The sequence below is a fragment of the Streptomyces sp. NPDC028419 genome, assembly GCF_055565515.1.
This window is the reverse complement of the sequence record NZ_JBVHUE010000009.1, coordinates 27,464-52,410: the sequence shown is the minus strand read 5'-3', so window position 1 is coordinate 52,410 and position 24,947 is coordinate 27,464. Positions and strand designations below refer to the sequence as shown.

The 24,947-nt window shown below is 72.1% G+C and carries 22 protein-coding genes; 17 read left to right on the top strand and 5 right to left on the bottom strand.

Going from position 1 to position 24,947, the window contains the following annotated elements; translation table 11 throughout:
• The first annotated feature begins 33 nt into the window (after window positions 1–33).
• From rsmD to mutM, 7 genes are all read left to right on the top strand, one after another.
• Window positions 34–612 carry a 16S rRNA (guanine(966)-N(2))-methyltransferase RsmD gene (gene rsmD, locus ACZ4UB_RS13030; protein WP_354380069.1) on the top strand — a complete coding sequence of 193 codons (579 nt, stop codon included), beginning with the start codon at window positions 34–36 and terminating at the stop codon, window positions 610–612.
• A gap of 29 nt (window positions 613–641) precedes the next feature.
• A complete protein-coding gene (gene coaD / locus ACZ4UB_RS13025) occupies window positions 642–1,121 on the top strand; it encodes a pantetheine-phosphate adenylyltransferase (RefSeq protein ID WP_354380124.1) in 480 nt (159 codons plus the stop codon).
• Between the two features lie 94 nt (window positions 1,122–1,215).
• The gene (locus ACZ4UB_RS13020; protein ID WP_468070294.1) at window positions 1,216–2,304 is read left to right on the top strand and encodes a cell division initiation protein; all 1,089 of its coding nucleotides are present in this window, start codon (window positions 1,216–1,218) and stop codon (window positions 2,302–2,304) included.
• A gap of 143 nt (window positions 2,305–2,447) precedes the next feature.
• Window positions 2,448–3,095 (top strand): YceD family protein, encoded by a 648-nt coding sequence (locus ACZ4UB_RS13015; protein WP_354380126.1) that lies wholly within the window; start codon window positions 2,448–2,450, stop codon window positions 3,093–3,095.
• A 2-nt stretch (window positions 3,096–3,097) separates the two neighbouring features.
• Window positions 3,098–3,271: a 50S ribosomal protein L32 gene (gene rpmF, locus ACZ4UB_RS13010; protein ID WP_003965982.1), complete on the top strand. Its 174-nt coding sequence runs from the start codon at window positions 3,098–3,100 to the stop codon at window positions 3,269–3,271.
• A gap of 19 nt (window positions 3,272–3,290) precedes the next feature.
• Window positions 3,291–4,130: a ribonuclease III gene (rnc, locus tag ACZ4UB_RS13005; protein ID WP_354380070.1), complete on the top strand. Its 840-nt coding sequence runs from the start codon at window positions 3,291–3,293 to the stop codon at window positions 4,128–4,130.
• 128 nt (window positions 4,131–4,258) lie between these two features.
• The gene (gene mutM / locus ACZ4UB_RS13000) at window positions 4,259–5,128 is read left to right on the top strand and encodes a bifunctional DNA-formamidopyrimidine glycosylase/DNA-(apurinic or apyrimidinic site) lyase (protein WP_468070191.1); all 870 of its coding nucleotides are present in this window, start codon (window positions 4,259–4,261) and stop codon (window positions 5,126–5,128) included.
• Here the strand turns inward: mutM and ACZ4UB_RS12995 are convergent.
• Window positions 5,101–5,508, bottom strand: coding sequence for a winged helix-turn-helix transcriptional regulator (locus ACZ4UB_RS12995; RefSeq protein ID WP_468070190.1), 408 nt, complete (start codon window positions 5,506–5,508; stop codon window positions 5,101–5,103). The genes mutM and ACZ4UB_RS12995 overlap by 28 nt on opposite strands.
• A gap of 105 nt (window positions 5,509–5,613) precedes the next feature.
• On the opposite strand from ACZ4UB_RS12995, the gene ACZ4UB_RS12990 reads away from it, so the two are divergent.
• Entirely contained in the window at window positions 5,614–6,216 is a 603-nt protein-coding gene (locus tag ACZ4UB_RS12990; protein ID WP_468070189.1) for a flavodoxin family protein, read from the top strand.
• A 55-nt stretch (window positions 6,217–6,271) separates the two neighbouring features.
• On the opposite strand, the gene ACZ4UB_RS12985 is transcribed toward ACZ4UB_RS12990, so the two are convergent.
• Window positions 6,272–7,132 carry a CAP domain-containing protein gene (locus tag ACZ4UB_RS12985; protein WP_468070188.1) on the bottom strand — a complete coding sequence of 287 codons (861 nt, stop codon included), beginning with the start codon at window positions 7,130–7,132 and terminating at the stop codon, window positions 6,272–6,274.
• Window positions 7,133–7,255: 123 nt separating this feature from the next.
• On the opposite strand from ACZ4UB_RS12985, the gene ACZ4UB_RS12980 reads away from it, so the two are divergent.
• The 4 genes from ACZ4UB_RS12980 to ACZ4UB_RS12965 all read left to right on the top strand — a co-directional run bounded on the left by ACZ4UB_RS12980 (window position 7,256) and on the right by ACZ4UB_RS12965 (window position 13,690).
• The gene (locus tag ACZ4UB_RS12980) at window positions 7,256–7,537 is read left to right on the top strand and encodes an acylphosphatase (protein WP_283459998.1); all 282 of its coding nucleotides are present in this window, start codon (window positions 7,256–7,258) and stop codon (window positions 7,535–7,537) included.
• A gap of 314 nt (window positions 7,538–7,851) precedes the next feature.
• Complete coding sequence (locus ACZ4UB_RS12975) at window positions 7,852–8,067, top strand: hypothetical protein (RefSeq protein WP_283460000.1); 216 nt, start codon at window positions 7,852–7,854, stop codon at window positions 8,065–8,067.
• 226 nt (window positions 8,068–8,293) lie between these two features.
• Window positions 8,294–12,007, top strand: a complete 3,714-nt coding sequence (locus ACZ4UB_RS12970; RefSeq protein WP_468070187.1) for an AAA family ATPase — start codon at window positions 8,294–8,296, stop codon at window positions 12,005–12,007.
• 252 nt (window positions 12,008–12,259) lie between these two features.
• Window positions 12,260–13,690, top strand: a complete 1,431-nt coding sequence (locus ACZ4UB_RS12965; RefSeq protein WP_468070186.1) for a sugar porter family MFS transporter — start codon at window positions 12,260–12,262, stop codon at window positions 13,688–13,690.
• 43 nt (window positions 13,691–13,733) lie between these two features.
• Here ACZ4UB_RS12965 and ACZ4UB_RS12960 read toward each other — a convergent pair whose 3' ends face one another.
• Window positions 13,734–14,720: an LLM class flavin-dependent oxidoreductase gene (locus tag ACZ4UB_RS12960; RefSeq protein WP_468070185.1), complete on the bottom strand. Its 987-nt coding sequence runs from the start codon at window positions 14,718–14,720 to the stop codon at window positions 13,734–13,736.
• Window positions 14,721–14,791: 71 nt separating this feature from the next.
• Window positions 14,792–16,255, bottom strand: a complete 1,464-nt coding sequence (locus tag ACZ4UB_RS12955; RefSeq protein ID WP_468070184.1) for a cytosine permease — start codon at window positions 16,253–16,255, stop codon at window positions 14,792–14,794.
• A gap of 146 nt (window positions 16,256–16,401) precedes the next feature.
• On the opposite strand from ACZ4UB_RS12955, the gene ftsY reads away from it, so the two are divergent.
• Window positions 16,402–17,625 carry a signal recognition particle-docking protein FtsY gene (gene ftsY / locus ACZ4UB_RS12950; RefSeq protein WP_354380080.1) on the top strand — a complete coding sequence of 408 codons (1,224 nt, stop codon included), beginning with the start codon at window positions 16,402–16,404 and terminating at the stop codon, window positions 17,623–17,625.
• 96 nt (window positions 17,626–17,721) lie between these two features.
• Here the strand turns inward: ftsY and ACZ4UB_RS12945 are convergent, their stop codons facing one another.
• Complete coding sequence (locus ACZ4UB_RS12945; RefSeq protein ID WP_468070183.1) at window positions 17,722–18,390, bottom strand: bifunctional DNA primase/polymerase; 669 nt, start codon at window positions 18,388–18,390, stop codon at window positions 17,722–17,724.
• A 397-nt stretch (window positions 18,391–18,787) separates the two neighbouring features.
• Here ACZ4UB_RS12945 and nsdA point away from each other — a divergent pair, with 397 nt between their 5' ends.
• The 4 genes from nsdA (at window position 18,788) to ACZ4UB_RS12925 (ending at window position 24,760) form a co-directional block, all read left to right on the top strand.
• Window positions 18,788–20,314, top strand: a complete 1,527-nt coding sequence (gene nsdA, locus ACZ4UB_RS12940; RefSeq protein WP_468070182.1) for a transcriptional repressor NsdA — start codon at window positions 18,788–18,790, stop codon at window positions 20,312–20,314.
• A gap of 315 nt (window positions 20,315–20,629) precedes the next feature.
• Window positions 20,630–21,973 carry an ammonium transporter gene (locus ACZ4UB_RS12935; protein WP_354380082.1) on the top strand — a complete coding sequence of 448 codons (1,344 nt, stop codon included), beginning with the start codon at window positions 20,630–20,632 and terminating at the stop codon, window positions 21,971–21,973.
• Complete coding sequence (locus ACZ4UB_RS12930) at window positions 21,970–22,308, top strand: P-II family nitrogen regulator (protein WP_351040006.1); 339 nt, start codon at window positions 21,970–21,972, stop codon at window positions 22,306–22,308. Before ACZ4UB_RS12935 ends, ACZ4UB_RS12930 begins: the two co-directional genes overlap by 4 nt.
• A gap of 16 nt (window positions 22,309–22,324) precedes the next feature.
• Window positions 22,325–24,760 (top strand): [protein-PII] uridylyltransferase, encoded by a 2,436-nt coding sequence (locus ACZ4UB_RS12925; RefSeq protein ID WP_468070181.1) that lies wholly within the window; start codon window positions 22,325–22,327, stop codon window positions 24,758–24,760.
• The last annotated feature ends 187 nt before the right edge of the window (window positions 24,761–24,947 follow it).

The following is a 24,947-nucleotide window of genomic DNA, read 5'->3' as shown; positions in this document are numbered from 1 at the left end:
GCCGCGAGCATTCCCTGAGCGAAGGACCTCCACATGACCCGCGTGATCGCCGGCACCGCCGGTGGGCGACGCCTCGCCGTGCCGCCCGGCACCGGCACCCGGCCCACCTCCGACCGGATGCGCGAGGGCCTCTTCTCCACCTGGGAGTCGCTGCACGGAGTCCAGGGGGCCCGGGTCCTCGACCTGTACGGCGGCTCCGGCGCGGTCGGCCTGGAGGCCCTCTCGCGCGGCGCCGCGCACACCCTGCTCGTGGAGGCCGACGCCAAGGCCGCCAAGGCGATCCGCGACAACATCGCGACGCTCGGCCTGCCGGGCGCCGAGTTCCGGGCGGGCAAAGCGGAGCAGATCGTCGCAGTCCGGGCGCTCGGGGACCCGTACGACATCGTTTTCCTGGACCCGCCGTACGAGGTCGCACATGACGATCTTGCGGAGATCCTGCTCACACTCCGGTCGAATGCCTGGCTCACCGACGATGCGCTCGTCACCGTGGAGCGCAGCACCAGAAGCGGTGCGTTCCCCTGGCCCGACGGTTTCGAGCCGCTCCGCTCCCGGCGGTACGGCGAAGGCACCCTTTGGTACGGTCGCGCCGCCTTCACCAGCGAAGAGTCATGATGCCCGCACCGGAGAGCGAGGGACTTCAGTTGCGCCGCGCCGTTTGTCCGGGGTCGTTCGACCCCATCACCAACGGACACCTCGACATCATCGGCAGGGCCGCCAGGCTCTACGACGTCGTGCATGTCGCCGTGATGATCAACCAGTCGAAGCAGGGCCTGTTCACCATCGAGGAGCGGATCGAGCTGATCCGCGAAGCCACCGCCGGCTACGGGAACATCGAGGTCGAGTCCTTCCACGGGCTGCTCGTCGACTTCTGCAAGCAGCGGGACATCCCGGCCATCGTCAAGGGCCTGCGCGCCGTCAGCGACTTCGACTACGAGCTCCAGATGGCCCAGATGAACATGGGCCTGACCGGGGTCGAGACGCTCTTCGTGCCGACCAACCCGACCTACAGCTTCCTGTCCTCCTCCCTGGTCAAGGAGGTGGCGACCTGGGGCGGCGACGTCTCCCACCTGCTGCCGCCCTTCGTCCACACCGCGCTGATGGAACGCCTGCACGGCAACTGACGCCGCCTGACGCGCTGCCGGGGGCCGCCCGGTGGCCGTACAGTCGACCCGTCCGTCTCAGGAACCACCCGAGGCCGAGAGAGTGCGAGCCGCCGTGGACGTGCAGAAGAAGCTCGACGAGATCGTCGCGTCGGTCGGTGGCGCCCGGTCCATGCCGATGTCCGCCTCGTGCGTGATCAACCGCGCCGAGCTGCTGGCCCAGCTCGAAGAGGTGCGGAGCGCGCTGCCCGGCTCCCTGGCCCAGGCGCGGGAGCTGATCGGCGGACGCGAGCAGATGGTCGAGGAGGCCCGCCGCGAGGCGGACCGGATCATCGAGTCCGCGCACGCCCAACGGGGCTCGCTGGTCTCCGACACCGAGGTCGCGCGGCGCTCGCAGGGCGAGGCGGACCGGATCCTGGCCCGGGCCCGCCAGGAGGCCGAGGAGATCCGGGCCGAGGCCGACGACTACGTCGACAGCAAGCTCGCGAACTTCGAGGCGGTCCTCTCCAAGACCATCGGGTCCGTCGACCGCGGCCGCGAGAAGCTGCTCGGGCGCGGCCCCGGGCTGGACGCGCACGGCTTCGCGGACCCGGAGGCACCGGAGCGCAGCCACGACCCCGAAACCCAGCGCAGCCAGGCCGACGCGTACGTGGACACCAAGCTGGCCACCGTCGAGGCGGTGCTGACCAAGACGCTGGAGGCGGTCGGCCGCGGCCGCCAGAAGCTGCTCGGCCGGCTGCCCGCGGACGACCTGGGCGCGCACATGGCCGCCCAGGACGCGGCCGGCGGGCAGCAGCACACGAGCGACGCGGACTTCCTGGCCGGCCTGGCGGAGCCGGCCGCCGCGATCCCGCAGCAGTCCCAGCCGCCGCGGGAACCGGTGTACGAGGCCTACTCCTACGAGCAGCAGCCCCCGCAGCCGGTGACGCCGGACGGGTACGGCTACCAGGACCCCTACGGCTACCAGCAGACCCCGCAGCAGCCGGACCCGTACGCCGCGTACCAGCCCCAGCAGCAGGGCGGCCAGCACCAGCAGCCGGACCCGTACGCCGCCTACCAGCAGCCCGGCCAGCAGCACCACCAGCACCAACAGCCCGGCCAGCAGCACCAACAGCCCGCGCAGCAGGCGCTCGACGACACCAGCTTCTTCGACACGAGCATGATCAACCTGGACCAGCTGCGCCAGTACGAGCAGGGCCGCTGACCCGGCCCCGTCGGCCCCGCCGTCCCGGATTGGGCTCAGAGCGAGGCGGCGGGTATCCTGGCTCTTCGGTCGCGCGTATGCGACGCGATCCTTGCTGCCCGCAGGCGGCAAACAGCTCGGCGATTTCGAAAGCGGGACCAGCCCTGAACACCCACCTCGACCACCGCAACCCCCTCGTGTTCGATACGCACGAGCTGGGTCGGCGTCCTGGTGCGTTGCTGCGGCTGACCCGTGAGATCGCGGCGCCGGGGGACTTCGGTCTCGCCGACGTCATCGGAGTGCCGGAAGGCGCGCCGGTCCAGCTGAGGCTCCGGCTGGAGTCCGTCATGGAAGGGGTGCTTGTCACAGGCACCGCCCGTGCACAGGCCACCGGAGAGTGCGTAAGGTGTCTGGAGGCTGTGGAGACCAAGGTTTCCGCGGACTTCCAGGAGATGTTCTCGTACCCTGACGCCGACGACCGGGGCCGTGTGAAAACGGAACCGGGCGACGACGTTGAGAATGATGAGGACACGCTCTTCATCGAGGACGGCTTGTTCGACCTCGAATCCGTGCTGCGTGACGCGGTGGTGCTCGCACTGCCGCAGCAGCCGGTGTGCCGGGAGGACTGTCTCGGGTTGTGTTCCGACTGCGGAACCAACCTGAACGACGACCCGGACCACCACCATGACGCCACCGACATTCGTTGGGCGGCGTTGCAGGGACTCGTCGTGACCGATCAGGACGACGAGAAGGACAACATGAGCGGCGCCGCATCTGACGTCCAGCGCGCCGCCGAGAAGCAGGAGAAGTAGCCGTGGCTGTTCCGAAGCGGAAGATGTCGCGCAGCAACACGCGCCACCGCCGGTCGCAGTGGAAGGCTGCGGTCCCCACCCTGGTTTCGTGCGAGCGTTGCCAGGAGCCGAAGCTCCAGCACATTGCGTGCCCGAGCTGCGGCACCTACAACAAGCGCCAGGTCCTCGAGGTCTGAGCGGCTGGTGAGAGGCGCAATGTCTGAGCTTGCCGGCGGCCAAACGCAGGCAGACACGAACAACGCGGCCTCGTCCCACACGCTTCTGGAAGGGCGGCTCGGGTATCACCTCGAGTCCGCCCTTCTGGTGCGTGCACTGACCCACCGTTCGTACGCGTACGAGAACGGCGGTCTGCCCACCAACGAGCGGCTGGAGTTCCTCGGGGACTCCGTGCTCGGCCTGGTGGTCACGGACACGCTCTATCGGACCCACCCGGACCTGCCGGAAGGCCAGCTGGCCAAACTGCGGGCCGCTGTGGTCAATTCGCGTGCGCTGGCGGAGGTCGGGCGCGGGCTCGAACTCGGTCTCTTCATCCGGCTCGGCCGGGGCGAAGAAGGCACGGGCGGCCGGGACAAGGCCTCCATCCTCGCCGACACGCTCGAAGCGGTGATCGGCGCGGTCTACCTCGACCAGGGTCTCGACGCGGCCTCGGAGCTGGTCCACCGGCTCTTCGATCCGCTGATCGAGAAGTCCTCGAACCTCGGCGCAGGCCTGGACTGGAAGACCAGTCTCCAGGAACTGACCGCGGCCGAGGGGCTCGGTGTACCCGAGTACCTGGTCAGCGAGACGGGACCGGACCACGAGAAGACCTTCACCGCTGCTGCTCGCGTCGGTGGTGTCTCGTACGGCACCGGCACCGGCCGCAGCAAGAAGGAAGCGGAACAGCAGGCTGCGGAGTCCGCATGGCGCGGTATCCGCGCCGCCGCGGACGAGCGGATCGCGGCGCAAGCCGCTGCCGCCGCCGCACCGGCTGTCGCCGAGGCTCCGGCCGAGGACGGCGGGGCGCCGACGCCCGCCGACCCGACGCCGACGGCCTGACTTCCTTCGGGATTTCCCCCGCCCGCCCCTGCTCCGGCAGGGGCGGGCGGACCCGTTTCCGGGCCCTGCGCCGCGCGGCGCTAAGCTCGGGGCGAGTCGAGAAGGAAACGCCCGCCCAAGGAGACCCCGTGCCCGAGCTGCCCGAAGTCGAAGTCGTGCGGCGCGGGTTGGCGCGCTGGGTGGCCGGGCGGACGGTCCACTCCGTGGAGGTGCTGCACCCCCGCGCGGTACGCCGCCACCCCGGTGGCGGCGCCGATTTCGCGGCGCGCCTGGCCGGCCGGACCATCGGCGCCCCGCAGCGGCGCGGCAAGTACCTGTGGCTGCCCCTGGACGACCGGGAGCTGTCCGTACTGGCCCACCTCGGCATGAGCGGCCAGCTCCTGGTGCAGCCCACCGGGGCCCCGGACGAGAAGCACCTGCGCATCCGGGTCCGCTTCGACGACTCCACGGGGACCGAGCTGCGCTTCGTCGACCAGCGGACCTTCGGCGGGCTCTCGCTGCACCAGGCCGTCGCCGACAGCGCCGAAGGGCTCCCCGACGTCATCGCGCACATCGCGCGCGACCCCCTGGACCCGGCCTTCGACGAGGCCGTCTACCACGCGGCGCTGCGCGCCAAGCGGACCACGCTCAAGCGGGCCCTGCTGGACCAGTCCCTGATCAGCGGCATCGGCAACATCTACGCGGACGAGGCGCTGTGGCGCGCCAAGCTGCACTACGAGCGCCCCACCGGCACCCTCGCGCGCCCCCGGAGCCAGGAACTCCTCGGCCACGTCCGCGACGTGATGAACGCGGCCCTCGCCGTCGGCGGGACCAGCTTCGACAGCCTCTACGTCAACGTGAACGGCGAGTCGGGCTACTTCGACCGCTCCCTCGACGCCTACGGGCGCGAGGACGAGCCGTGCCGGCGCTGCGGCACACCGATGCGCCGCCGCCCCTGGATGAACAGGTCCAGCTACTTCTGCCCGCGCTGTCAGCGCCCGCCGCGCGCCTCGTCGTAGGACTGCCGGGCGGCCAGCACCGGAGTCATGCTGCCCTCGACGAAGTGGATCAGTGACAGCAGCCGCTCGGCGATCTCCCGGCCCAGCGGCGTCAGCTCGTAGTCCACGCGCGGCGGGTTCGTCGGCTGCGCCTCGCGGTGCACGATGCCGTCGCGCTCCAGCGCGTGCAGGGTCTGGGAGAGCATCTTCTCGCTCACTCCCTCGACCCGGCGGCGCAGTTCGTTGAAGCGGTGCGCTCCGTCGTGGAGCGCGCCGACCGTCAGGCTGCCCCAGCGCCCGGTGACGTGCTCCAAGGTCTCCCGGGACGGGCAGGCGCGCGCGAAAACATCGAACGGTAGTTCGGCCGCTGCGGCACTTTCGGTACAGACAGGGGTCTCCATGAGGAACAGGGTACTCCTGCGCAGCGCTAACCAATAGCTTGCGCTTTCCAAAAGTTAGTGCTTACCTTCTCTCAACGCACCACCACGTTCCAGAGGAGATCCACCGTGTCCGCTCAGCTCCCCACCCCCGTCGTCTCGATCGCCTACCACTCGGGCTACGGACACACCGCCGTCGTCGCCGAGGCCGTCCGCGCCGGCGCCGTCGACGCGGGTGCGACCGTGCACCTGATCAAGGTCGACGAGATCGACGACGCCCAGTGGGAACTCCTCGACGCCTCCGACGCGATCGTCTTCGGTTCCCCGACCTACATGGGCACCGCGTCCGGCGCCTTCCACGTCTTCGCCGAGGCCAGCTCGAAGCGCTGGTTCGCCGACGCCTGGCAGGACAAGCTGGCGGCGGGCTTCACGAACTCCGCGTCCAAGAGCGGCGACAAGGGCAACACCCTGGACTTCTTCCAGACGCTGGCCGCCCAGCACGGCATGAACTGGATCAACCTGGGCCTGAAGCCGGGTTGGAACTCCAGCACCGCTTCCGAGAACGACATCAACCGCCTCGGGTTCTTCGACGGCGCCGCCGCGCAGAGCAACTCCGACCAGGGCGTCGAAGGCGTGCACAAGGCCGACCTGCTGACGGCCGAACACCTCGGCCGCCGCGTCGCCGAGACGACCCGCGTCTTCCTCGCGGGCCGCGTCGCCGTCGCTGCCTGATCCGCTGGTCCGAGCGGGGTACGGCCCGGGGCGCGGCCCCGGGCGCGAGGCCCGGCTAGAAGCCGAAGTCCTGGGTCCACCAGGGGCCGCCGGCGGCGAAGTACGCCCCGACGCCGAGGGTGCGGTACTCGCAGTTGAGGATGTTGGCCCGGTGGCCCGGGCTGTCCATCCACGCCCTCATCACCGCGTCGGCATCGCCCTGACCCCGGGCGATGTTCTCCCCGCCGAGGCTGGTGATCCCGGCGTTCGACGCACGGTCCCACGGGGTCTTCCCGTCCGGGTCGGTGTGGTCGAAGAAGCCGCGCACGGCCATGTCCTTGCTGAAGGCGCCGGCGAGGGCGGCCAGCGGCGGGTTCGCGCGCACCGGACCGCAGCCGGCCTTCGCCCGCTCCACGTTCACCAGCGTCAGCACGGCGGCCTCCTCGGAGGACCCCCCGCCGGAGGTCGGCGCGGAGGGCTTGGCCGGCGGCGGATCGGCCGGCTTCGGCGGCTTGGGCGCCGCCGGTACGGGCGTCTGCGCGGCCTTCGTCGAAGGCGCGGCCGAGGGAGAGGCCGACGCGGAAGCCGAAGCGGACGGGCTCGGCGAGGCCGACGGCGAGGGGGAGCCCGAGGGGCTGCCCGACGCGCTGCCGGACGGGGACGAGGCGTCGGGGGAGCGGCCGGAAAGGTTCGCCAGGCCGCCCTGCTCGCTCGGGTCCGAGGCGCCGCCGGCGTCCTTGTGCGCGGCGCCCTTGGCCTCGGTCCTGCCGTCCGAGCCCTGGCCGACGTAGGGGAAGCTCCCGCCGACGGGCACCAGGCCGGTGGTCACGGCCGCGGTCCCCAGGACCACTGCCACGCAGGCTCCGAGCAGGCCGGTGCGCACGGCGAGACCGCCGCGGCCGTCGCGCTGCGGCGCGGGGAGTCGGTGGCGTCCCATCGGCTGTGCCTTCCAAGATCAACCGTTACTCGCCCAAATGGGTGAGCATTGAGGCGCGACTGTAGCCCATGGCGTGCCGGGGGCGAGGTGACCGGAATCCGATTGCCCGGTTAGCGTTCACGCATGAATGAACATGTCCGGGTGACCGCCTGGGTACGCGGCCGGGTACAGGGAGTGGGCTTCCGCTGGTTCACCAGGGCCAATGCGCTGGAGATCGGCGACCTCGTGGGCTTCGCGCTCAACCTCGACGACGGGCGGGTACAGGTCGTCGCCGAAGGTCAACGTGAGAATTGCCACCGGCTGCTCGACTGGCTCCGGTCCGCCGACACGCCCGGGCGGGTGGACGGGGTGACCGAGATCTGGGGAATTCCGCGCGGCGGCTACGACGGGTTCGCGATCCGGTGATCGTGCGCTGATCGCATCTACATACCGCCGGAACTGCGCATACGTTGCCGAGTGTGGTCATGAGTGGAAGGCTCGGAGGTGTGGACGATCTCCGTCCCCCTTGCGGGAAACGGGCTGCCCGCCGATACAGGGCGTGATCGTGTTGACCGTCAAACTTTTTGGTGAGACGCTGGAAGCCCCGCGCACCTGAGCTGTTTGGCAGTGTTGGCAGTATTGAGCGCAGTGACTGACAGCCACTGCCGGACAACGCGGGTGCGATTCCCTCACGACCCACACCGCTTCGGTCGGTCACTCAGTGTGGAGGACCATCCATCATGGCAAAGGCGCTTCTCGGTTACGTCGGCGGTTCCGACCCGCGACTCCTCGCCGAGATGCGACGGCTTCAGCAGCGCGTCCAGGACCTCGAGTCCGAACTCGGACGAATCCAGTCCGAGAATGACGCTCTGAACGCGGCCGCCGCTCAGCACGGAGACTTGCTGCTGGACAGCATCGACATCGACGTACCCCAGGCGGAGCCTGCGCTCACCTGATTCGCGATCTCGTCGCTGTGACTGTCAGCCCGCCCCTCACGACTGTCAGCACCGCTTGATCTGCAAGGGACGCTTCGGCGTCCCTTCTTTCTTTCCGGTTTCTTTCCGGCTCCGTCGTGCGCCGCCGTTCTCCCATTGCGCCAGGTGGGGGGCCATTTCCTTTAACGTCAGATGTGCCCTGCACCTTCATGGGCGAAACCGAACGTGAAAGGTAGAGTCCGGCGGCGTGCACCTCAAGGCCCTGACCCTGCGTGGTTTCAAATCGTTCGCGTCCGCCACCACCCTGCGTTTCGAGCCGGGCATCACCTGTGTCGTCGGCCCCAACGGCTCGGGCAAGTCCAATGTGGTGGACGCACTCTCCTGGGTCATGGGTGAGCAAGGGGCCAAGTCCCTGCGCGGCGGCAAGATGGAGGACGTCATCTTCGCCGGGACCACCGGCCGGCCGCCGCTCGGCCGCGCCGAGGTCTCGCTGACCATCGACAACTCCGACGGCGCCCTGCCGATCGACTACGCCGAGGTCACCATCACCCGGATCATGTTCCGGGGCGGCAGCAGCGAGTACCAGATCAACGGGGACACCTGCCGGCTCCTGGACATCCAGGAGCTGCTCTCCGATTCCGGCATCGGTCGCGAGATGCACGTCATCGTCGGCCAGGGCCAGCTCGATTCCGTCCTGCACGCCGATCCGATGGGCCGGCGCGCCTTCATCGAGGAGGCGGCGGGCGTGCTCAAGCACCGCAAGCGCAAGGAGAAGGCGCTGCGGAAGCTGGACTCGATGCAGGCGAACCTCGCGCGGGTCCAGGACCTGGGCGACGAACTGCGGCGCCAGCTCAAGCCGCTGGGACGGCAGGCCGCGGTCGCCCGGCGGGCCGCCGTCATCCAGGCCGACCTGCGGGACGCCCGGCTGCGGCTGCTCGCGGACGACCTCGTCATCCTGCGCGAGGCGCTCGACGCGGAGGTCGCGGACGAGTCCGCGCTGAAGGAACGCAAGGAATCGGCCGAGGCGGAGCTGGCCGGGGCGCTGCGCCGGGAGGCCGAGTTGGAGGAGGCCGTGCGCGTGCTCGCGCCGCGACTCCAGCGGGCGCAGCAGACCTGGTACGAACTGTCGCAGCTGGCCGAGCGGGTCCGCGGCACGGCGTCGCTGGCCGAGGCGCGGGTCCGCAGCGCGACCGCTCCCGTCGAGGAGGAGCGGCGCGGCCGCGACCCCGAGGACCTGGAGAAGGAGGCCGCCCGGGTCCGCGACCAGGAAGCGGAACTGACGGCCGCGCTGGAGGCCGCGACCCGCGCCCTGGAGGACACCTCGGCGCACCGGGCGGAACTGGAACGCGCGCTGGAGGGCGAGGAACGCCGGCTGCGGGACGCGGCGCGGGCCATCGCCGACCGGCGCGAGGGCCTGGCCCGGCTGACCGGACGGCTGGGAGCGGCCCGCTCCCGGGCCGGGGCCGCGCAGGCGGAGATCGACCGGCTGGTCGCCGCCCGGGACGAAGCGGAATCCCGGGCGGTGGCGGCGCGCGAGGAGTACGAGGCCCTCGCCGAGGAGGTCGGGGCGCTGGACGCCGGCGAGGCCGTGGCGGCGGAACACGAAGCCGCACGGACCGAGCTGACCGCCGCGGAGGCCGCGCTCTCCGCGGCCCGCGACGCCCTGGCCGCGGCGGAACGATCCCGCGCGGCCGTGTCCGCGCGCAGGGAGGCGCTGGCGCTGGGCCTGCGGCGCAAGGACGGCACCGCGGCGGTGCTGGCGGCCCGGGAGCGGTTGGCGGGCCTGCTCGGCCCGGCGGCGCAGCGGCTGTCGGTGGCCGCGGGGTACGAGGTCGCGGTCGCGGCGGCTCTGGGCGCGGCGGCCGACGCCCTCGCCGTGACCTCCCCGGCGGCGGCCGCCGCCGCGATCCGGCACCTGCGCGAGGCGGACGCGGGCCGGGCGACCTTCCTGATCGCCCCGACGGCGCTCCCGGCCCAGCCACCGGCCCCGGCGGGGGCCGCGGCGGGGGCCGGATCCGGGGGACCGGGAGCCGACCCGGGCGCGAGCGGGCACGTACCGCCCGCCCCGGTCCCCGGCCCGAGCTCCCCGGTCCCCGCCCCCGGCACGGAGCCGGCCCGGGAGCCGGGCGGCGCGGGGGTCGTGCGGACGCGGGCCCCCGGGGGGTCCGGCGTGGCCGTCGCCGAGCTGGTCGGCGGGGAGGCCGGGCTGCGCCGGGCCGTGGCCCGGGTCGTGCGGGACTACCGGGTCGTGCCGGAACTGGCCGACGCGGAGGCGCTCGTGGCCGAGCACCCCGAGCTGATCGCGGTGACCGTGGGGGGCGACGTACTCGGAGCGCACCTCGCCCAGGGCGGGGCGGCCGGAGCGCCCAGCCTCATCGAGGTGCAGGCCGCGGTCGACGAGGCGGACGCCGACCTGGCCGGCCTGGAGGTCGAGTGCCGGGAGCTGGCCGGGGCCCGCACGGAAGCCGAAGCCCGGCGCCGCGCGTGCGCCGAGCTGGTCGAGGACCTGGCCGAGCGGCGCCGCGCGGGCGAACGGGCGCAGGCCGGGGTCGCCCAGCAGCTCGGGCGGCTGTCCGGCCAGGCCAAGGGCGCGGCGGGCGAGGCCGAGCGCTGCGCCGCCGCGGCGGCCAAGGCGCAGGACGCGCTGGAGCAGGCGCTGGCCGATGTCGAGGAGTGCGCCGAACGGCTCGCGGTGGTCGAGGAGATGCCCGGCGCCGAGGAGCCGGACGCCTCGGCCCGCGACCGGCTCGCGGCGGACGGTGCCAACGCCCGGCAGACCGAGATGGAGGCACGGCTCCTGCTGCGCACCCACGAGGAACGGGTCAAGGCGCTGGCGGGCCGGGCCGATTCCCTCGACCGCGCGGCCCGGGCGGAGCGCGAGGCCCGGGCCCGGGCGGAGCGGCGCACGGCCCGGCGGCGCCACGAGGCCCGGGTTGCCACGGCGGTGGGCGACGGCGCCCGCCAGCTGTCGGCGCACATCGAGGTGTCACTGACCCGCGCGGACGACGAGCGCCGGGCCGCGGAGTCCGCGAAGGGCGTCCGGGAGGGTGAGCTGGCGCAGGCCCGTACCCGCGGTCGCGACCTCAAGGCCGAACTCGACAAGCTCACCGACTCCGTGCACCGCGGCGAGGTGCTCGGCGCCGAGAAGCGGCTGCGCATCGAGCAGGTGGAGACCAAGGCCCTGGAGGAGTTCGGGGTGACGGCGGCCGGTCTGGTCGCCGAGTACGGACCGGACCAGCCGGTGCCCGCCGGCGAGCCCGCCGACCCCGCCGAGATCGAGGAGCAGGACGGCGCCGCGCTGCCCGTCCCCTACGTCCGGGCGCAGCAGGAGAAGCGGCTGCGGGCCGCCGAACGGGCGTACCAGCAGCTCGGCAAGGTCAATCCGCTCGCTCTGGAGGAGTTCGCGGCGCTGGAGGAACGGCACAAGTTCCTGAGCGAGCAGCTCGAAGACCTGCGCAAGACCCGGGCCGACCTCCTTCAGGTCGTGAAGGAGGTCGACCAGCGCGTCGAGCAGGTCTTCACCGAGGCGTACCACGACACGGCCCGCGAGTTCGAGGGCGTCTTCTCGCGGCTCTTCCCGGGCGGTGAGGGGCGGCTGGTCCTGACCGATCCCGACAACATGCTCACCACCGGCGTGGACGTGGAGGCCCGCCCGCCGGGCAAGAAGGTCAAGCGGCTCTCGCTGCTCTCCGGCGGCGAACGCTCGCTGACGGCCGTGGCCCTGCTGGTCTCCATCTTCAAGGCCAGGCCCAGCCCGTTCTACGTGATGGACGAGGTCGAGGCGGCCCTGGACGACACGAACCTGCAGCGGCTGATCCGGATCATGGAGGAGCTCCAGGAGAGTTCCCAGCTGATCGTGATCACGCACCAGAAGCGGACGATGGAGGTCGCCGACGCGCTCTACGGGGTCTCGATGCAGGGCGACGGGGTCTCCAAGGTCATCAGTCAGCGCCTGCGCTGAGCGACCACAGAAGGCCATCTCTTCAAGAAGTGAAGCCAGTGGGATCCTTTGTGCCCTTCCTGATCCGGCACGTCGCCCATGAGGGCCGGGTGTAGCGAAGTTCGGGCCATGTCTTGACTTAATAAAATGAAGACATAAGCTCGCTCCCGCTTGTCCTTCCTTTCGGGTGGTGGCCGATCTTGAACTGTGCGCCACTGGTAGGAATCACCCCCCATCCGCCCGTCACCGCAGCCGGGCACGCAGGAGCAGACCTTGACCAGCACAGCGCAGGCGTCCTCGCCGGGCGGCGGACGCGCATCGCAGCCCGAGCACCTCGGTCACGTCATCTTCATCACCGCCGCCGCGGCGATGGGCGGCTTCCTCTTCGGCTACGACAGCTCCGTCATCAACGGCGCCGTCGAGGCCATCCGGGACCGCTTCGACGTCGGCTCCGCCACCCTCGCCCAGGTGATCGCCGCCGCACTCATCGGCTGCGCCCTCGGGGCGGCCACCGCGGGCCGCATCGCCGACCGGATCGGCCGCATCCGCTGCATGCAGATCGCGGCCGTCCTCTTCACCGCGAGCGCCATCGGTTCCGCCCTGCCGTTCGCCCTCTGGGACCTGGCCGTGTGGCGTGTCATCGGCGGCTTCGGCATCGGCATGGCCTCGGTCATCGGCCCCGCCTACATCGCCGAGGTGTCGCCGCCCGCCTACCGCGGCCGCCTCGCCTCCTTCCAGCAGGCCGCGATCGTCATCGGCATCGCCATCTCCCAGCTCGTCAACTGGGGCATCCTGAACCTCGCGGACGGCGACCAGCGCGGCAAGGTCGGCGGACTGGAAGCCTGGCAGTGGATGCTCGGCGTGATGGTGGTCCCGGCCGTGCTCTACGGGCTGCTGTCCTTCGCGATCCCCGAGTCCCCGCGCTTCCTCGTCTCGGTGGGGCGGATGGAGAAGGCCAAGACCGTCCTGCGCGAGGTCGAGGGCGAGCACATCGACGCCGACGCCCGGGTCCGCGAGATCGACAGCGCCATCCATTCGGAGCAGAAGTCCAGCTTCAAGGACCTGCTCGGCGGCGGCTTCGGCTTCCTGCCGATCGTCTGGATCGGCATCGGCCTCTCCGTCTTCCAGCAGCTCGTCGGCATCAACGTGATCTTCTACTACAGCTCCTCGCTGTGGCAGTCGGTCGGCATCGACCCGAGCTCCTCGTTCCTGTACTCCTTCGAGACCTCCGTCGTGAACATCATCGGCACGGTGATCGCGATGGTGTTCGTGGACCGGATCGGCCGCAAGCCCTTGGCCCTCATCGGCTCCGCGGGCATGACGGTCTCCCTCGCGCTGGCCGCCTGGGCGTTCTCCTACAAGGACACCAGCGGCGGCGACATCGCCCTGCCGCACGCCCAGGGCCTGGTGGCCCTCATCGCCGCCAACTTCTTCGTCCTCTTCTTCGCCCTCTCGTGGGGCGTGGTGGTCTGGGTGCTCCTCGGCGAGATGTTCCCCGGCCGGATCCGCGCGGCCGCCCTGGGCGTTGCCGCCGCGGCCCAGTGGATCGCCAACTGGGTCATCACGGTGTCGTTCCCGACGCTCTCGGACTGGAACCTGTCCGGTGCGTACGTGATCTACGCGGTCTTCGCCCTGCTCTCGATCCCCTTCATCCTCAAATGGGTGCCGGAGACCAAGGGCAAGGCGTTGGAGGAGATGGGGTAACCATTCCCCGCCACCGCCCCGTCTCCCCCGGTACTGCCCCGGCTCAGTCCTTGAGCCGGGGCAGTACCCGTTGGCACAGCAGCTCCAGGCTGCGCTGCCCCTCGTCCAACGGCATGCCGCCGCACAGCGGGTGCAGGACCAGGTTGCCGGCCTCGCCCGCGCCCCGGGCGTACGTCACCGCCTCGTCCGGGGTCAGGATCCGGTAGACCCCCTCCGCGCGCAGCTCCGCCACGGTCCGCGCGCCGGAGCGCACCGCCGAGCGGATGTCCTTGGACTGCCAGGAGGCGTACGTGCCCGCCTCGTGCAGGAAGTGGTGGCCGTACAGGGCCCACGCGCGGTCCGGGTCCTCGGCGATGTGCAGCAGCGGGGTCTCGGCCGCGGGCATCATGCAGAAGCCCTCGGTGCCGTACTCCGCCAGCCGCGCGAGGTAGTACGCCTCCAGCTCCGGCAGGTGCGCGCTCGGGAAGAACGGCAGGCCGAGCCGGGCCGCGCGCCGGGCCGCCGCCTGCGAGCTGCCGCCGACCAGCAGCAGCGGGTGCGGCCGGGTGAAGGGGCGCGGGGTGACCTTGACCGTGCGGCCCCGGAAGTCGAAGGGCTCGCCCGTCCACGCCGTGAGCAGGGTCTCCAGCAGCTCGTCCTGGAGCCGGCCGCGCCGGCCCCACTCGACGCCGTGCTGCTCGTACTCCGCGGGCCGGTACCCGATGCCCGCCACGGTCACCAGACGCCCGCCGCTCAGCAGGTCCAGGACCGCGATGTCCTCGGCGACCTTCAGCGGGTCGTGGAGCGGCCCGATGATCGCCGAGACCGTGACCGCGATCCGCCGGGTGGCGCCGAAGACCGCGCCCGCGAAGGCGAAGGGCGAGGGCAGCCAGTTGTTGTCGGTGCCGTGGTGCTCCTCGGTCTGGACGGTGTCGACGCCGTGCTCGTCGGCGTAGCGGGCCATCTCCAGCGCCGCGCGGTAGCGGGCGGAGAGGGTCTCGGGCGTGCCGTCCGGGTCGATGAGGTTGAACCGGGCCACGGTGATGGGCATGAAGAAGTCCCCCTTCGCCTTGCTGCTCGCGGTGACGGGCCGGGCGAAGGGGGACGTTAGCTGACGCGGCGTCAGTTGGACAGGGATCCGGCGGGCTCGGGCTCCCGCGCGGGCGCGTCCTCGCCCGCCACCGGAGCCGCGGTCCGCGGCAGGACGGCGTACAGCAGTCCGGAGGTCACGATGCCGGCCGCCCAGCCGAGGCCGTTCTCGCCGATCCAACTGTCGGCCAGCGGCCCGCCGAACCAGTCGACCTTGGTGAACAGCAGGCCCACGACCAGGGCGACCGCCCACGCGACCATCGCCTGCCAGGCGAAGCCGCCCTTGTACCAGTAGGCACTGGTGCGCCCCGTGTTCAGCAGCGCGGCCCCGTCGTACGTACGCCCGCGCAGCATGTCCACGCCGAAGACGCCGATCCACGCGGAGAACGCCACGGCCAGCAGGGTCAGGAAGGAGATGAACGACCCGAAGAAGCTGGTGGCCACCACCATCAGCAGGAAGCCGAAGACCAGGCTGATGACGGCGTTGACGCTGACGGCCCAGGCGCGCGGGACCTTGATGCCGAGGGTCTGCGCGGTGAAGCCGGCCGAGTACATCGACATCGAGTTGATCAGCAGCATCCCGACCAGGGCCACGAGCAGGTACGGGACGGCGATCCAGACGGGCAGCAGCTCGCCGATGAAGGAGACCGGGTCCTGCGCGGTGGCCAGGTCGGGGGTGCCGACCGCCATGACCGCGCCCATCAGGACCATCGGGATGACGACCACGGCCGCGCCGCCGATCGTCGCGCCGACCATGCCGCGGGAGGAAGCGGTGCGCGGCAGGTACCGCGTGAAGTCGGGGCCGGACGGCACCCAGCTGATCCCGCCCGCCGCGATCGTGCCGATGCCCGCGACCATCATCGCGGTCGAGCCGGCCGGCTTGTCGAAGACCGCGGACCAGTCGGTCTCGGCGATCAGGTAGCCGAGGACCAGCACGCTGAAGGCGCCGAAGAGGTACGTCGACCACTTCGAGCACACGCGCAGCGCGTTGATGCCGAGCCCGGAGACCAGGAAGGTGCAGCCCACGAAGAGCAGCAGCGTGACCACGATCAGCGCGGTGTTCTTGCGGACGTCGAAGAGCAGGTCCAGGACGGTCAGCATGGCGAAGGCGCCGCTGACCGCGTTGATCGTCTCCCAGCCCCAGCGGGCGACCCAGATGAGCGCGCCGGGGAAGAGGTTGCCGCGCTGGCCGAAGACGGCGCGCGAGAGGGCCATGCCCGGGGCGCCGCCGCGCTTGCCGGCTATGGATATCAGCCCGACGATCCCGTAGGAGAGCACGGGCGCCGCGACGGCGACGACCAGGACCTGCCAGAAGTTCAGCTTGTTGAAGATGACCAGACCCGCGCCCATGGTCAGCAGCAGCACGCTGATGTTGGCGGCGACCCAGGTCGGGACGAGTTCACGGACGCGGCCCGTGCGCTCGGCGTCCGGGACGGGTTCGAGGCCGCGGGTTTCCATCGCGGTCTCTGTGGCGCCGTCGGCGGGCTCGGCAGACATGCGGTACTCCGGGAGTGGCTGGAGGGCGGGAGGGGTCGACCATCATCGTAGATTTGAGGTGAAAAGCTCAAATAGAGGCTTACGCCCCTTGGCTGATTCGCCAAGGTCCGGGGTCCGGGCCGACGGTGACCGATACTGGGTTGGTTATGGAAATCCTCATCCTTGCTGTAGTCATCGCCCTGGTCGCGGTCGGCGCGATCAGCGGGCTCGTGGTCAGCAGCCGCAAGAAGAAGCAGCTGCCCCCCACGGCACCGTCGAGCACGCCGACCATCACTGCCCCGCCCGCCGAGCCGCAGGTCGGGGACGACGCCGCACCCACGGTGGACGAGCCGCGGCGCACGATCGAGGAGGTCGTGCTCCCCGAGGGGGAGACCGCCACCGACTCGCCGGTCGCCGTCGAGGACCCCGTCGTCGCGGCGCCCGAGGCGCCCGCCCTGGACGTGCCCGAGCCCACCGCGGGCCGGCTCGTCCGGCTGCGCGCCCGGCTCGCCCGTTCGCAGAACTCGCTGGGCAAGGGGCTGCTGACGCTGCTCTCCCGCGAGCACCTCGACGAGGACACCTGGGAGGAGATCGAGGAGACGCTCCTCATCGCCGACGTCGGCGTCGCCCCCACGCAGGAGCTGGTGGACCGGCTGCGCGAGCGGGTCAAGGTCCTCGGCACCCGCACCCCGGCCGACCTGCGCGCCCTCCTGAAGGAGGAGCTGCTGATCCTGCTCGGCACCGACTTCGACCGCGCCGTGAAGACGGAGAGCGGCGTCGACACCCCGGGCGTCGTGATGGTCGTCGGTGTCAACGGCACCGGCAAGACCACCACCACCGGCAAGCTCGCCCGCGTCCTGGTCGCGGACGGCCGCAGCGTGGTCCTCGGCGCGGCCGACACCTTCCGCGCCGCCGCCGCCGACCAGCTCCAGACCTGGGGCGACCGGGTCGGCGCGCGCACGGTGCGCGGTCCCGAGGGCGGCGACCCGGCCTCGATCGCCTACGACGCCGTCAAGGAGGGCATCGCCCAGGGCGCGGACGTCGTACTGATCGACACCGCGGGCCGGCTGCACACCAAGACCGGCCTGATGGACGAGCTGGGCAAGGTCAAGCGGGTCGTGGAGAAGCACGGCCCGCTGGACGAGGTCCTGCTGGTCCTGGACGCCACCACCGGGCAGAACGGCCTGACCCAGGCCCGTGTCTTCGCCGAGGTCGTGGACATCACCGGCATCGTGCTGACCAAGCTCGACGGCACCGCCAAGGGCGGCATCGTCGTCGCCGTCCAGCGCGAGCTGGGCGTCCCGGTCAAGCTGGTCGGCCTGGGCGAGGGCCCGGACGACCTGGCGCCCTTCGAGCCGGAGGCCTTCGTCGACGCCCTGATCGGCGACTGATCCCTCCCGGCCGGTCATCCGGCGGAACGCCCCCGGGGCCCCCGCGCTGCGACAGCGCGGGGGCCCCGTCGCGTCGGGGCCGCGCCGGCCGGGGCGTCAGCGGCTGAAGCGGTGGCAGATGTAGGCCAGCGTGCCCAGCAACAGCCGGGCCTGCGGGGGGCCGCCCGCGGAGTCGAGGGTCGGCGGGCGCAGCCAGACGACCGGGCCGAGCCCCGCGTGGTCGGAGGGCGGGGCGGTGACGTGGGCCCCCTTCCCCAGGGCGCGCAGGTCGAGGTCCGCGTCGTCCCAGCCCATCCGGTACAGCAGCTGCGGCAGCTCGGCCGCCGCCCCCGGGGCCACGAAGAACTGGGCCCGCCCGTCGGGTGTCGCGGTCACCGGACCCAGCGGCAGACCCATCCGCTCCAGCCGCACCAGCGCTTGGCGCCCGGCCTCCGCGGAGACCTCGATGACGTCGAAGGAACGGCCCGCGGGCAGGAGCACCGCGGAGCCCGGAAACCCGCCCCAGGTCTCGGTCACCTCGTCCAGCGTGGCCCCCGCGGGGACCACCGCCCCGAAGTCCAGCGGGTGCGCCCCCGGGGCCGCGCAGCGCGCGTTCCCGCAGGAGCAGTCCCGGCCGGGGGAGGCGGCCCGGGCGCCGGGAACCGCGTCCCAACCCCACAGCCCGGTGTACTCGGCCACCGCTGTGCACTCCGACATCCGGCCGCGGCGCCGAGTGCCGGACCGGAACTCCTTGGTGCTCCGGCTGCCGCCGATCGTGAAGCCCATGCCCATGCCCCCTCCAACGGGTCGAGCGCGCCGGTGGTTACGACGTCACCGCGACGCGGTCGTCGACCGTGCGGCACACGGGCCACGCCCGGCGCACTCCTCGCCGTGCGCGCCCCGGCGTACACCGCTGCGCCGACTGCGGGTCATCCCGTGTCAAGTGAATCGTGCTTGGCGCGTGGCGAGTTCATTCGAAGGGGTGGCGAATGGTGGCGATTCCGCAAACGGCCTCGCGGTAGGGGTGATCGTAGGATTACTTTCAGTGCACGAACCCCCGAAGGCGGCCCGTCCGTGGGTATGCCGGAGGCAATGTGTGAAGGGCTTGTGAAGGCCCCATGTGGCTCACCCGGGCCCGGCCAGGGTTTCGTGTGAAAGAGGCTGAGCGGATGGGGGCGTTCCAGTGAGCGGCAGCGACGCAAGCGGAACGGACGCGGACTCGGACGTCCGGGGCCGGGCCGAGGACCCCCGTCCCAACGAGCAGCTGACGTCGTGGTTCGTCCGCAGCGGCTGGTCCAAGGGCGAACTCGCCCGCCAGGTGAACCGCCGCGCCCGCCAGATGGGCGCCCACCACATCAGCACCGACACCTCCCGGGTCCGCCGCTGGCTCGACGGCGAGCAGCCGCGCGAGCCCGTCCCGCGCATCCTCTCCGAGCTCTTCTCCGAACGCTTCGGCAGCGTCGTCGCCATCGAGCAGCTCGGCCTGCGCACCGCGCACCAGACCCCCTCCGTCTCCGGCGTGGACCTGCCCTGGGCGGGCGACCAGACCGTCGCGCTGCTCGGCGAGTTCTCCCGCAGCGACCTGATGCTCGCCCGCCGGGGCTTCCTCGGGACCTCGCTCGCGCTCTCCGCCGGCCCCGCCCTCATCGAGCCCATGCAGCGCTGGCTCGTCCCCGCCCCGGCCGCCGACCCGGGATCGCGGGAGGCGGGACCGGCGGGCTCCCGGTCCGGCGCCCTCGGCGGCTACCGGCCGCCCCGGCTCTCCGAACCGGAACTCGACCTGCTCGAAGCGACCACCGTCATGTTCCGCCAGTGGGACGCCCAGTGCGGCGGCGGCCTGCGCCGCAAGGCCGTCGTCGGCCAGCTCCACGAGGTCACCGACCTGCTCCAGGAGAACCACCCGGCCCCGGTCATGCGGCGGCTCTTCAAGGTCGCCGCGGAACTCGCCGAACTCGCGGGCTGGATGAGCTACGACATCGGGCTGCACCCCACCGCGCAGAAGTACTTCGTGCTCGCCCTGCACGCCTCCAAGGAGGCCGGGGACAAGCCGCTCGGCTCGTACATCCTCTCCAACATGAGCCGCCAGATGATCCACCTCGGCCGCCCCGACGACGCCCTGGAGCTCATCCACCTCGCCCAGTACGGCAGCCGCGACTGCGCGGGCCCGCGCACCCAGGCCATGCTGTATGCGATGGAGGCCCGCGCCTACGCCAACATGGGCCAGCCCAGCCGCTGCAAGCGGGCCGTCCGGATGGCCGAGGACACCTTCGGGGACGCCGTCCTGGACGGCGAGACCGAGCCGGACTGGATCCGCTTCTTCTCCGAGGCCGAACTGAGCGGCGAGAACGCCCACTCCTTCCGGGACCTCGCCTACGTCGCGGGCCGCAGCCCCACCTACGCCTCGCTCGCCGAACCCGTCATGCGGCGGGCGGTGGAGCTCTTCTCCAAGGACGAGGAACACCAGCGCTCCTACGCCCTCAACCTGATCGGCATGGCCACCGTCCACCTGCTCCAGCGCGAGCCCGAGCAGTCCGCGGTCCTGGTCGACCAGGCCCTCGACGTGGCGCGAAAGGTGCGGTCCGAACGCGTCAACACGCGGCTGCGCAAGACCGTCGACACCGCCGCCCGTGAGTACGGCCACGTCGCCGAAGTCGTCCAGCTCACCGACCACCTCGCGGCCCGTCTCCCGGAGTCCGCGGAAGCCGTCTGAGGCCCTCGACGGCCACCCCCGAGGCCCCGGCCGCGGCAGTCCTCCCGTGAAGCCCGATCGGGCTCCCCCGCCCCAGGTCATCCGGAGGACCGCCGCGGCCGGCTCGCTGTGCCCCCGTTCATGGACGCGTAACACGCCCGACCTCTTCGTCATCGGCGCGAAACACCCAGCGGCGCCGCCGGAAACCGGCCTGCGCGAATCTCAGGGCCAATAACCGGCCAGCCCCGGTCAGCCCTCCGGACCGGGCCCCCCTTAACGCCGCTCAGGTTTTCACGATCGCCCGCACGCGAACGTACCGACGACGAGGAGACGCCGATGGCATCAGCCATCACGACCCTCGCGGCAGACGCCCCGACGCTGTCTGCCGCGAACACCGGGTTCATGCTCATCTGCTCCGCCCTGGTCATGCTGATGACCCCGGGCCTCGCCTTCTTCTACGGGGGCATGGTCCGCGTCAAGAGCAGTCTCAACATGCTGATGATGAGCTTCATCAGCCTCGGGATCGTCACGATCCTCTGGGTCCTCTACGGCTTCAGCCTCGCCTTCGGCACCGACAAGGGCTCCCTGATCGGCTGGTCCTCCGACTACCTCGGCCTCAGCGGCATCGGGATCACCGAGCTGTGGGACGGCTACACCATCCCGGTCTACGTCTTCGCCGTCTTCCAGCTGATGTTCGCGATCATCACACCGGCGCTGATAAGCGGTGCGCTCGCGGACCGGGTCAAGTTCAGCGCCTGGGCCCTCTTCATCACCCTCTGGGTCACGATCGTCTACTTCCCCGTCGCCCACTGGGTGTGGGGCACGGGCGGCTGGCTCTTCGAACTCGGCGTCATCGACTTCGCGGGCGGCACCGCCGTCCACATCAACGCGGGCGCCGCGGCCCTCGGCGTCATCCTCGTCATCGGCAAGCGCGTCGGTTTCAAGAAGGACCCGATGCGCCCGCACAGCCTGCCGCTCGTGATGCTCGGCGCGGGCCTGCTCTGGTTCGGCTGGTTCGGCTTCAACGCCGGTTCCTGGCTCGGCAACGACGACGGCGTCGGCGCCGTCATGTTCGTCAACACCCAGGTCGCCACCGCCGCCGCCATGCTGGCCTGGCTCGGCTACGAGAAGCTGCGCCACGGCTCCTTCACCACCCTCGGCGCCGCCTCCGGCGCGGTCGCGGGCCTCGTCGCCATCACCCCCTCCGGCGGCTCCTGCTCCCCGCTCGGCGCGATCGCCATCGGCGCCATCGCCGGCGTCGTCTGCGCCATGGCGGTGGGCCTGAAGTACAAGTTCGGCTTCGACGACTCCCTCGACGTGGTCGGCGTCCACATGGTCGGCGGTGTCATCGGCTCCCTGCTCGTCGGCCTCTTCGCCACCGGCGGGGTGCAGTCCGACGCGGCCGGCCTCTTCTACGGCGGCGGCCTCGACCAGCTCGGCAAGCAGGCCGTCGGGGTCTTCTCGGTCCTCGCGTACTCTCTCGTCGCGTCCGCGGGCCTCGCCTTCCTCCTCGACAAGACGATGGGCATGCGCGTCACCGAGGACGACGAGGTCTCCGGCATCGACCAGGTCGAACACGCCGAGACCGCCTACGACTTCAGCGGAGCCGGCGGCGGTGCCTCGTCCCGGTCCACCAGCTCCGTACCCGTCGCCGCTGCCAGCAAGAAGGTGGATGCATGAAGCTCATCACCGCGATCGTCAAGCCGCACCGGCTCGACGAGATCAAGGAGGCCCTCCAGACCTTCGGGGTCCACGGTCTGACCGTCTCCGAGGCCAGCGGGTACGGCCGCCAGCGCGGGCACACCGAGGTCTACCGCGGCGCGGAGTACACCGTGGACCTCGTCCCGAAGATCCGCATCGAGGTGGTCGTCGAGGACGACGCGGCCGAGGACGTCATGCACGTCGTCGTCGAGGCCGCCCGCACCGGCAAGATCGGTGACGGCAAGGTGTGGAGTGTCCCCGTGGACTCGGTGGTCCGGGTCCGCACCGGCGAGCGCGGCGCTGACGCGCTTTAGCTGACAGGAGCCCTGGGTGACGAGCGTCGACAACACGACCGGCACGACCGGCTCGGGACCCAGCGGTTACGCCGCGGCCCGGCTGCGACTCCTCCAGGAGGAGTCGCGGTCCGGGCCCGCCCGGCGTTCCGCCCTCTCCGGGCTGACCGACGACTGGCTGAACGCGCTGTTCGCGACCGCCGCGCGGGAGAGCGGGGTCCGCGGCGCCGCCCTGGTCGCCGTCGGCGGCTACGGGCGCGGCGAACTCTCCCCGCGCAGCGACCTCGACCTCCTCCTGCTGCACGACGGCAAGGCGGACCCGAAGGCGCTGAGCGTCCTCGCCGACCGCATCTGGTACCCCGTGTGGGACCTCGGCCTCGCCCTCGACCACTCCGTGCGCACCCCCGGCGAGGCCCGCAAGACCGCCGCCGAAGACCTCAAGGTGCACCTCGGGCTGCTGGACGCCCGCCCCGTCGCCGGCGACGTCGGACTCCTCGCGGGGCTGCGCACCTCCGTCCTCGCCGACTGGCGCAACCAGGCCGTCAAGCGGCTCCCGCAGCTGCACTCGCTCTGCCGGGAGCGGGCCGAGCGCAGCGGGGAACTGCGCTTCCTGCTCGAACCCGACCTCAAGGAGGCCCGCGGCGGACTGCGCGACGTCACCGCACTGCGGGCCGTGGCCGCCTCCTGGCTGGCCGACGCCCCGCGCGAGGGACTGGCCGAGGCCCGCCGGCGCCTCCTGGACGCCCGCGACGCCCTCCACCTGGTCACCGGGCGGGCCACCGACCGGCTCTCCCTCCAGGAGCAGGACCCGGTCGCCGCGCAGCTCGGCCTGCTGGACGCGGACGCGCTGCTGCGCGAGGTGTACGAAGCGGCGCGGGTCGTCTCGTACGCCGGCGACGTCACCTGGCGCGAGGTCGGCCGGGTGCTGCGGGCCCGGGCCTCCCGGCCGCGGCTGCGCGGGCTGCTCGGCACCCGGGGGGCGGCCGCCGTGGAGCGGGCCCCGCTCGCCGAGGGCGTCGTGGAAGCGGACGGCGAGGCCGTACTGGCCCTGGCCGCCCGCCCCGAGCGGGACCCGGTGCTCGCCCTGCGGCTCGGCGCCGCCGCCGCGCAGGCCGGACTCCCGGTCTCGCTGCACGCCGTACGACGCCTGGCCGCGCAGGCGAAACCGCTGCCCGTGCCCTGGCCGGCCGAGGCCCGCGAGCAGCTGCTGACCCTGCTGGGCGCGGGGGAGCCCACCGTGGCCGTCTGGGAGGCCCTCGAAGCGGAAGGGCTGATCAGCAGGCTGCTGCCCGACTGGGAGCGGGTCCGCTGCCGCCCCCAGCGCAACCCCGTGCACACCTGGACCGTCGACCGGCACCTCATCGAGACCGCCGTGCGCGCCTCCGCCCTCACCCGCCGGGTCGGCCGCCCCGACCTGCTGCTCATGGCCGCGCTGCTGCACGACATCGGCAAGGGCTGGCCCGGCGACCACTCGGTCGCCGGCGAGACCATCGCCCGCGACGTCGCCGTCCGGGTCGGCTTCGACGCGGACGACGTCGCCGTGCTGGGCACCCTCGTACGGCACCACCTGCTGCTCATCGACACCGCCACCCGGCGGGACCTGGACGACCCCGCGACCGTGCGCTCCGTCGCGGACGCCGTGGGCTCGACCGGCACCCTGGAACTGCTGCACGCCCTGACCGAGGCCGACGCCCTGGCCACCGGGCCCGCGGCCTGGAGCACCTGGCGCGGCTCACTCGTCGCCGACCTGGTGGGCCGGGTCGGCGCGGTCCTCGACGGGGAGGCGGTCCCGCCCGAGGTGCCGGGGACGCAGCGGCCGCCGGGCGCGGAACCGGAACGGCTCGCGGTGGAGGCCCTGCGCACGGGGGAGCCCGCGCTGGCCCTGTACGCGCGGCAGGAGGAAGAGGACGCGGTCGGCGTCGAGCTGATCGTGGCCGTCCCCGACCAGCCGGGGGTGCTGCCCGCGGCGGCCGGGGTGCTGGCGCTGCACCGGCTCACGGTCCGGGCCGCCGACCTGCGGACGCTGGAGTTGCCGGAGGCGCTGGGGGAGGTGCTGGTGCTGAGGTGGCGGGTCGCCGCGGAGTTCGGGTCCCTGCCGCAGGGCGCGCGGCTGCGGACGGACCTGATCCGGGCCCTGGACGGGTCGCTGGACGTGCCCGCGCGGCTGGCCGACCGCGAGGCCGCCTACCCCCGGCGGCGGGGGGTCGTACCGCCGCCGCCGCGGGTCACCGTGGTCGCGGACGCCTCTCCGCTCGCGACGGTGCTGGAGGTGCGGGCGCCGGACGCGGTGGGCCTGCTGCACCGGATCGGGCGGGCGCTGGACGAGGGCGGGGTCCGGGTGCGGAGCGCGCACGTGTCCACGCTCGGGGCCAATGCCGTGGACACGCTGTACGTGACCGACGTCGAGGGCAAGCCCCTGCCGCCCGCGCAAGCCGCCCTCCTGGCCGAAGCGGTCCTCGCGGCCCTGTCCTGACCCACCTCCGGCGCCGCCTCAATCGCCGGCGGGGCTCGGGTGTGCCGGCGCGGGTCGGCCGTCCGCCAGTGCGTGGCGCCTCAATCGCCGGCGGGGCTGAAGAAGAGCCCCAGCCGGAGTGGGGACGAGGGAGGGGGGAGAGGGGGGAAGGGGAGGAGAGCACGGAGTAGAGGGGCGAGGGAGCGGG

Bases quoted from the DNA above. Each gene is read 5' to 3' on its own strand.
- rnc (WP_354380070.1), top strand. From the start codon at position 3,291: ATGTCTGAGCTTGCCGGCGGCCAAACGCAGGCAGACACGAACAACGCG.
- ACZ4UB_RS12935 (WP_354380082.1), top strand. From the start codon at position 20,630: ATGGCATCAGCCATCACGACCCTCGCGGCAGACGCCCCGACGCTGTCT.
- rsmD (WP_354380069.1), top strand. From the start codon at position 34: ATGACCCGCGTGATCGCCGGCACCGCCGGTGGGCGACGCCTCGCCGTG.
- ACZ4UB_RS12985 (WP_468070188.1), bottom strand. From the start codon at position 7,132: ATGGGACGCCACCGACTCCCCGCGCCGCAGCGCGACGGCCGCGGCGGT.
- ACZ4UB_RS12960 (WP_468070185.1), bottom strand. From the start codon at position 14,720: ATGCCCATCACCGTGGCCCGGTTCAACCTCATCGACCCGGACGGCACG.
- ACZ4UB_RS12930 (WP_351040006.1), top strand. From the start codon at position 21,970: ATGAAGCTCATCACCGCGATCGTCAAGCCGCACCGGCTCGACGAGATC.
- ACZ4UB_RS12975 (WP_283460000.1), top strand. From the start codon at position 7,852: ATGGCAAAGGCGCTTCTCGGTTACGTCGGCGGTTCCGACCCGCGACTC.
- ACZ4UB_RS12995 (WP_468070190.1), bottom strand. From the start codon at position 5,508: ATGGAGACCCCTGTCTGTACCGAAAGTGCCGCAGCGGCCGAACTACCG.
- ACZ4UB_RS12945 (WP_468070183.1), bottom strand. From the start codon at position 18,390: ATGGGCTTCACGATCGGCGGCAGCCGGAGCACCAAGGAGTTCCGGTCC.
- ACZ4UB_RS12980 (WP_283459998.1), top strand. From the start codon at position 7,256: ATGAATGAACATGTCCGGGTGACCGCCTGGGTACGCGGCCGGGTACAG.
- ACZ4UB_RS12955 (WP_468070184.1), bottom strand. From the start codon at position 16,255: ATGTCTGCCGAGCCCGCCGACGGCGCCACAGAGACCGCGATGGAAACC.
- ftsY (WP_354380080.1), top strand. From the start codon at position 16,402: ATGGAAATCCTCATCCTTGCTGTAGTCATCGCCCTGGTCGCGGTCGGC.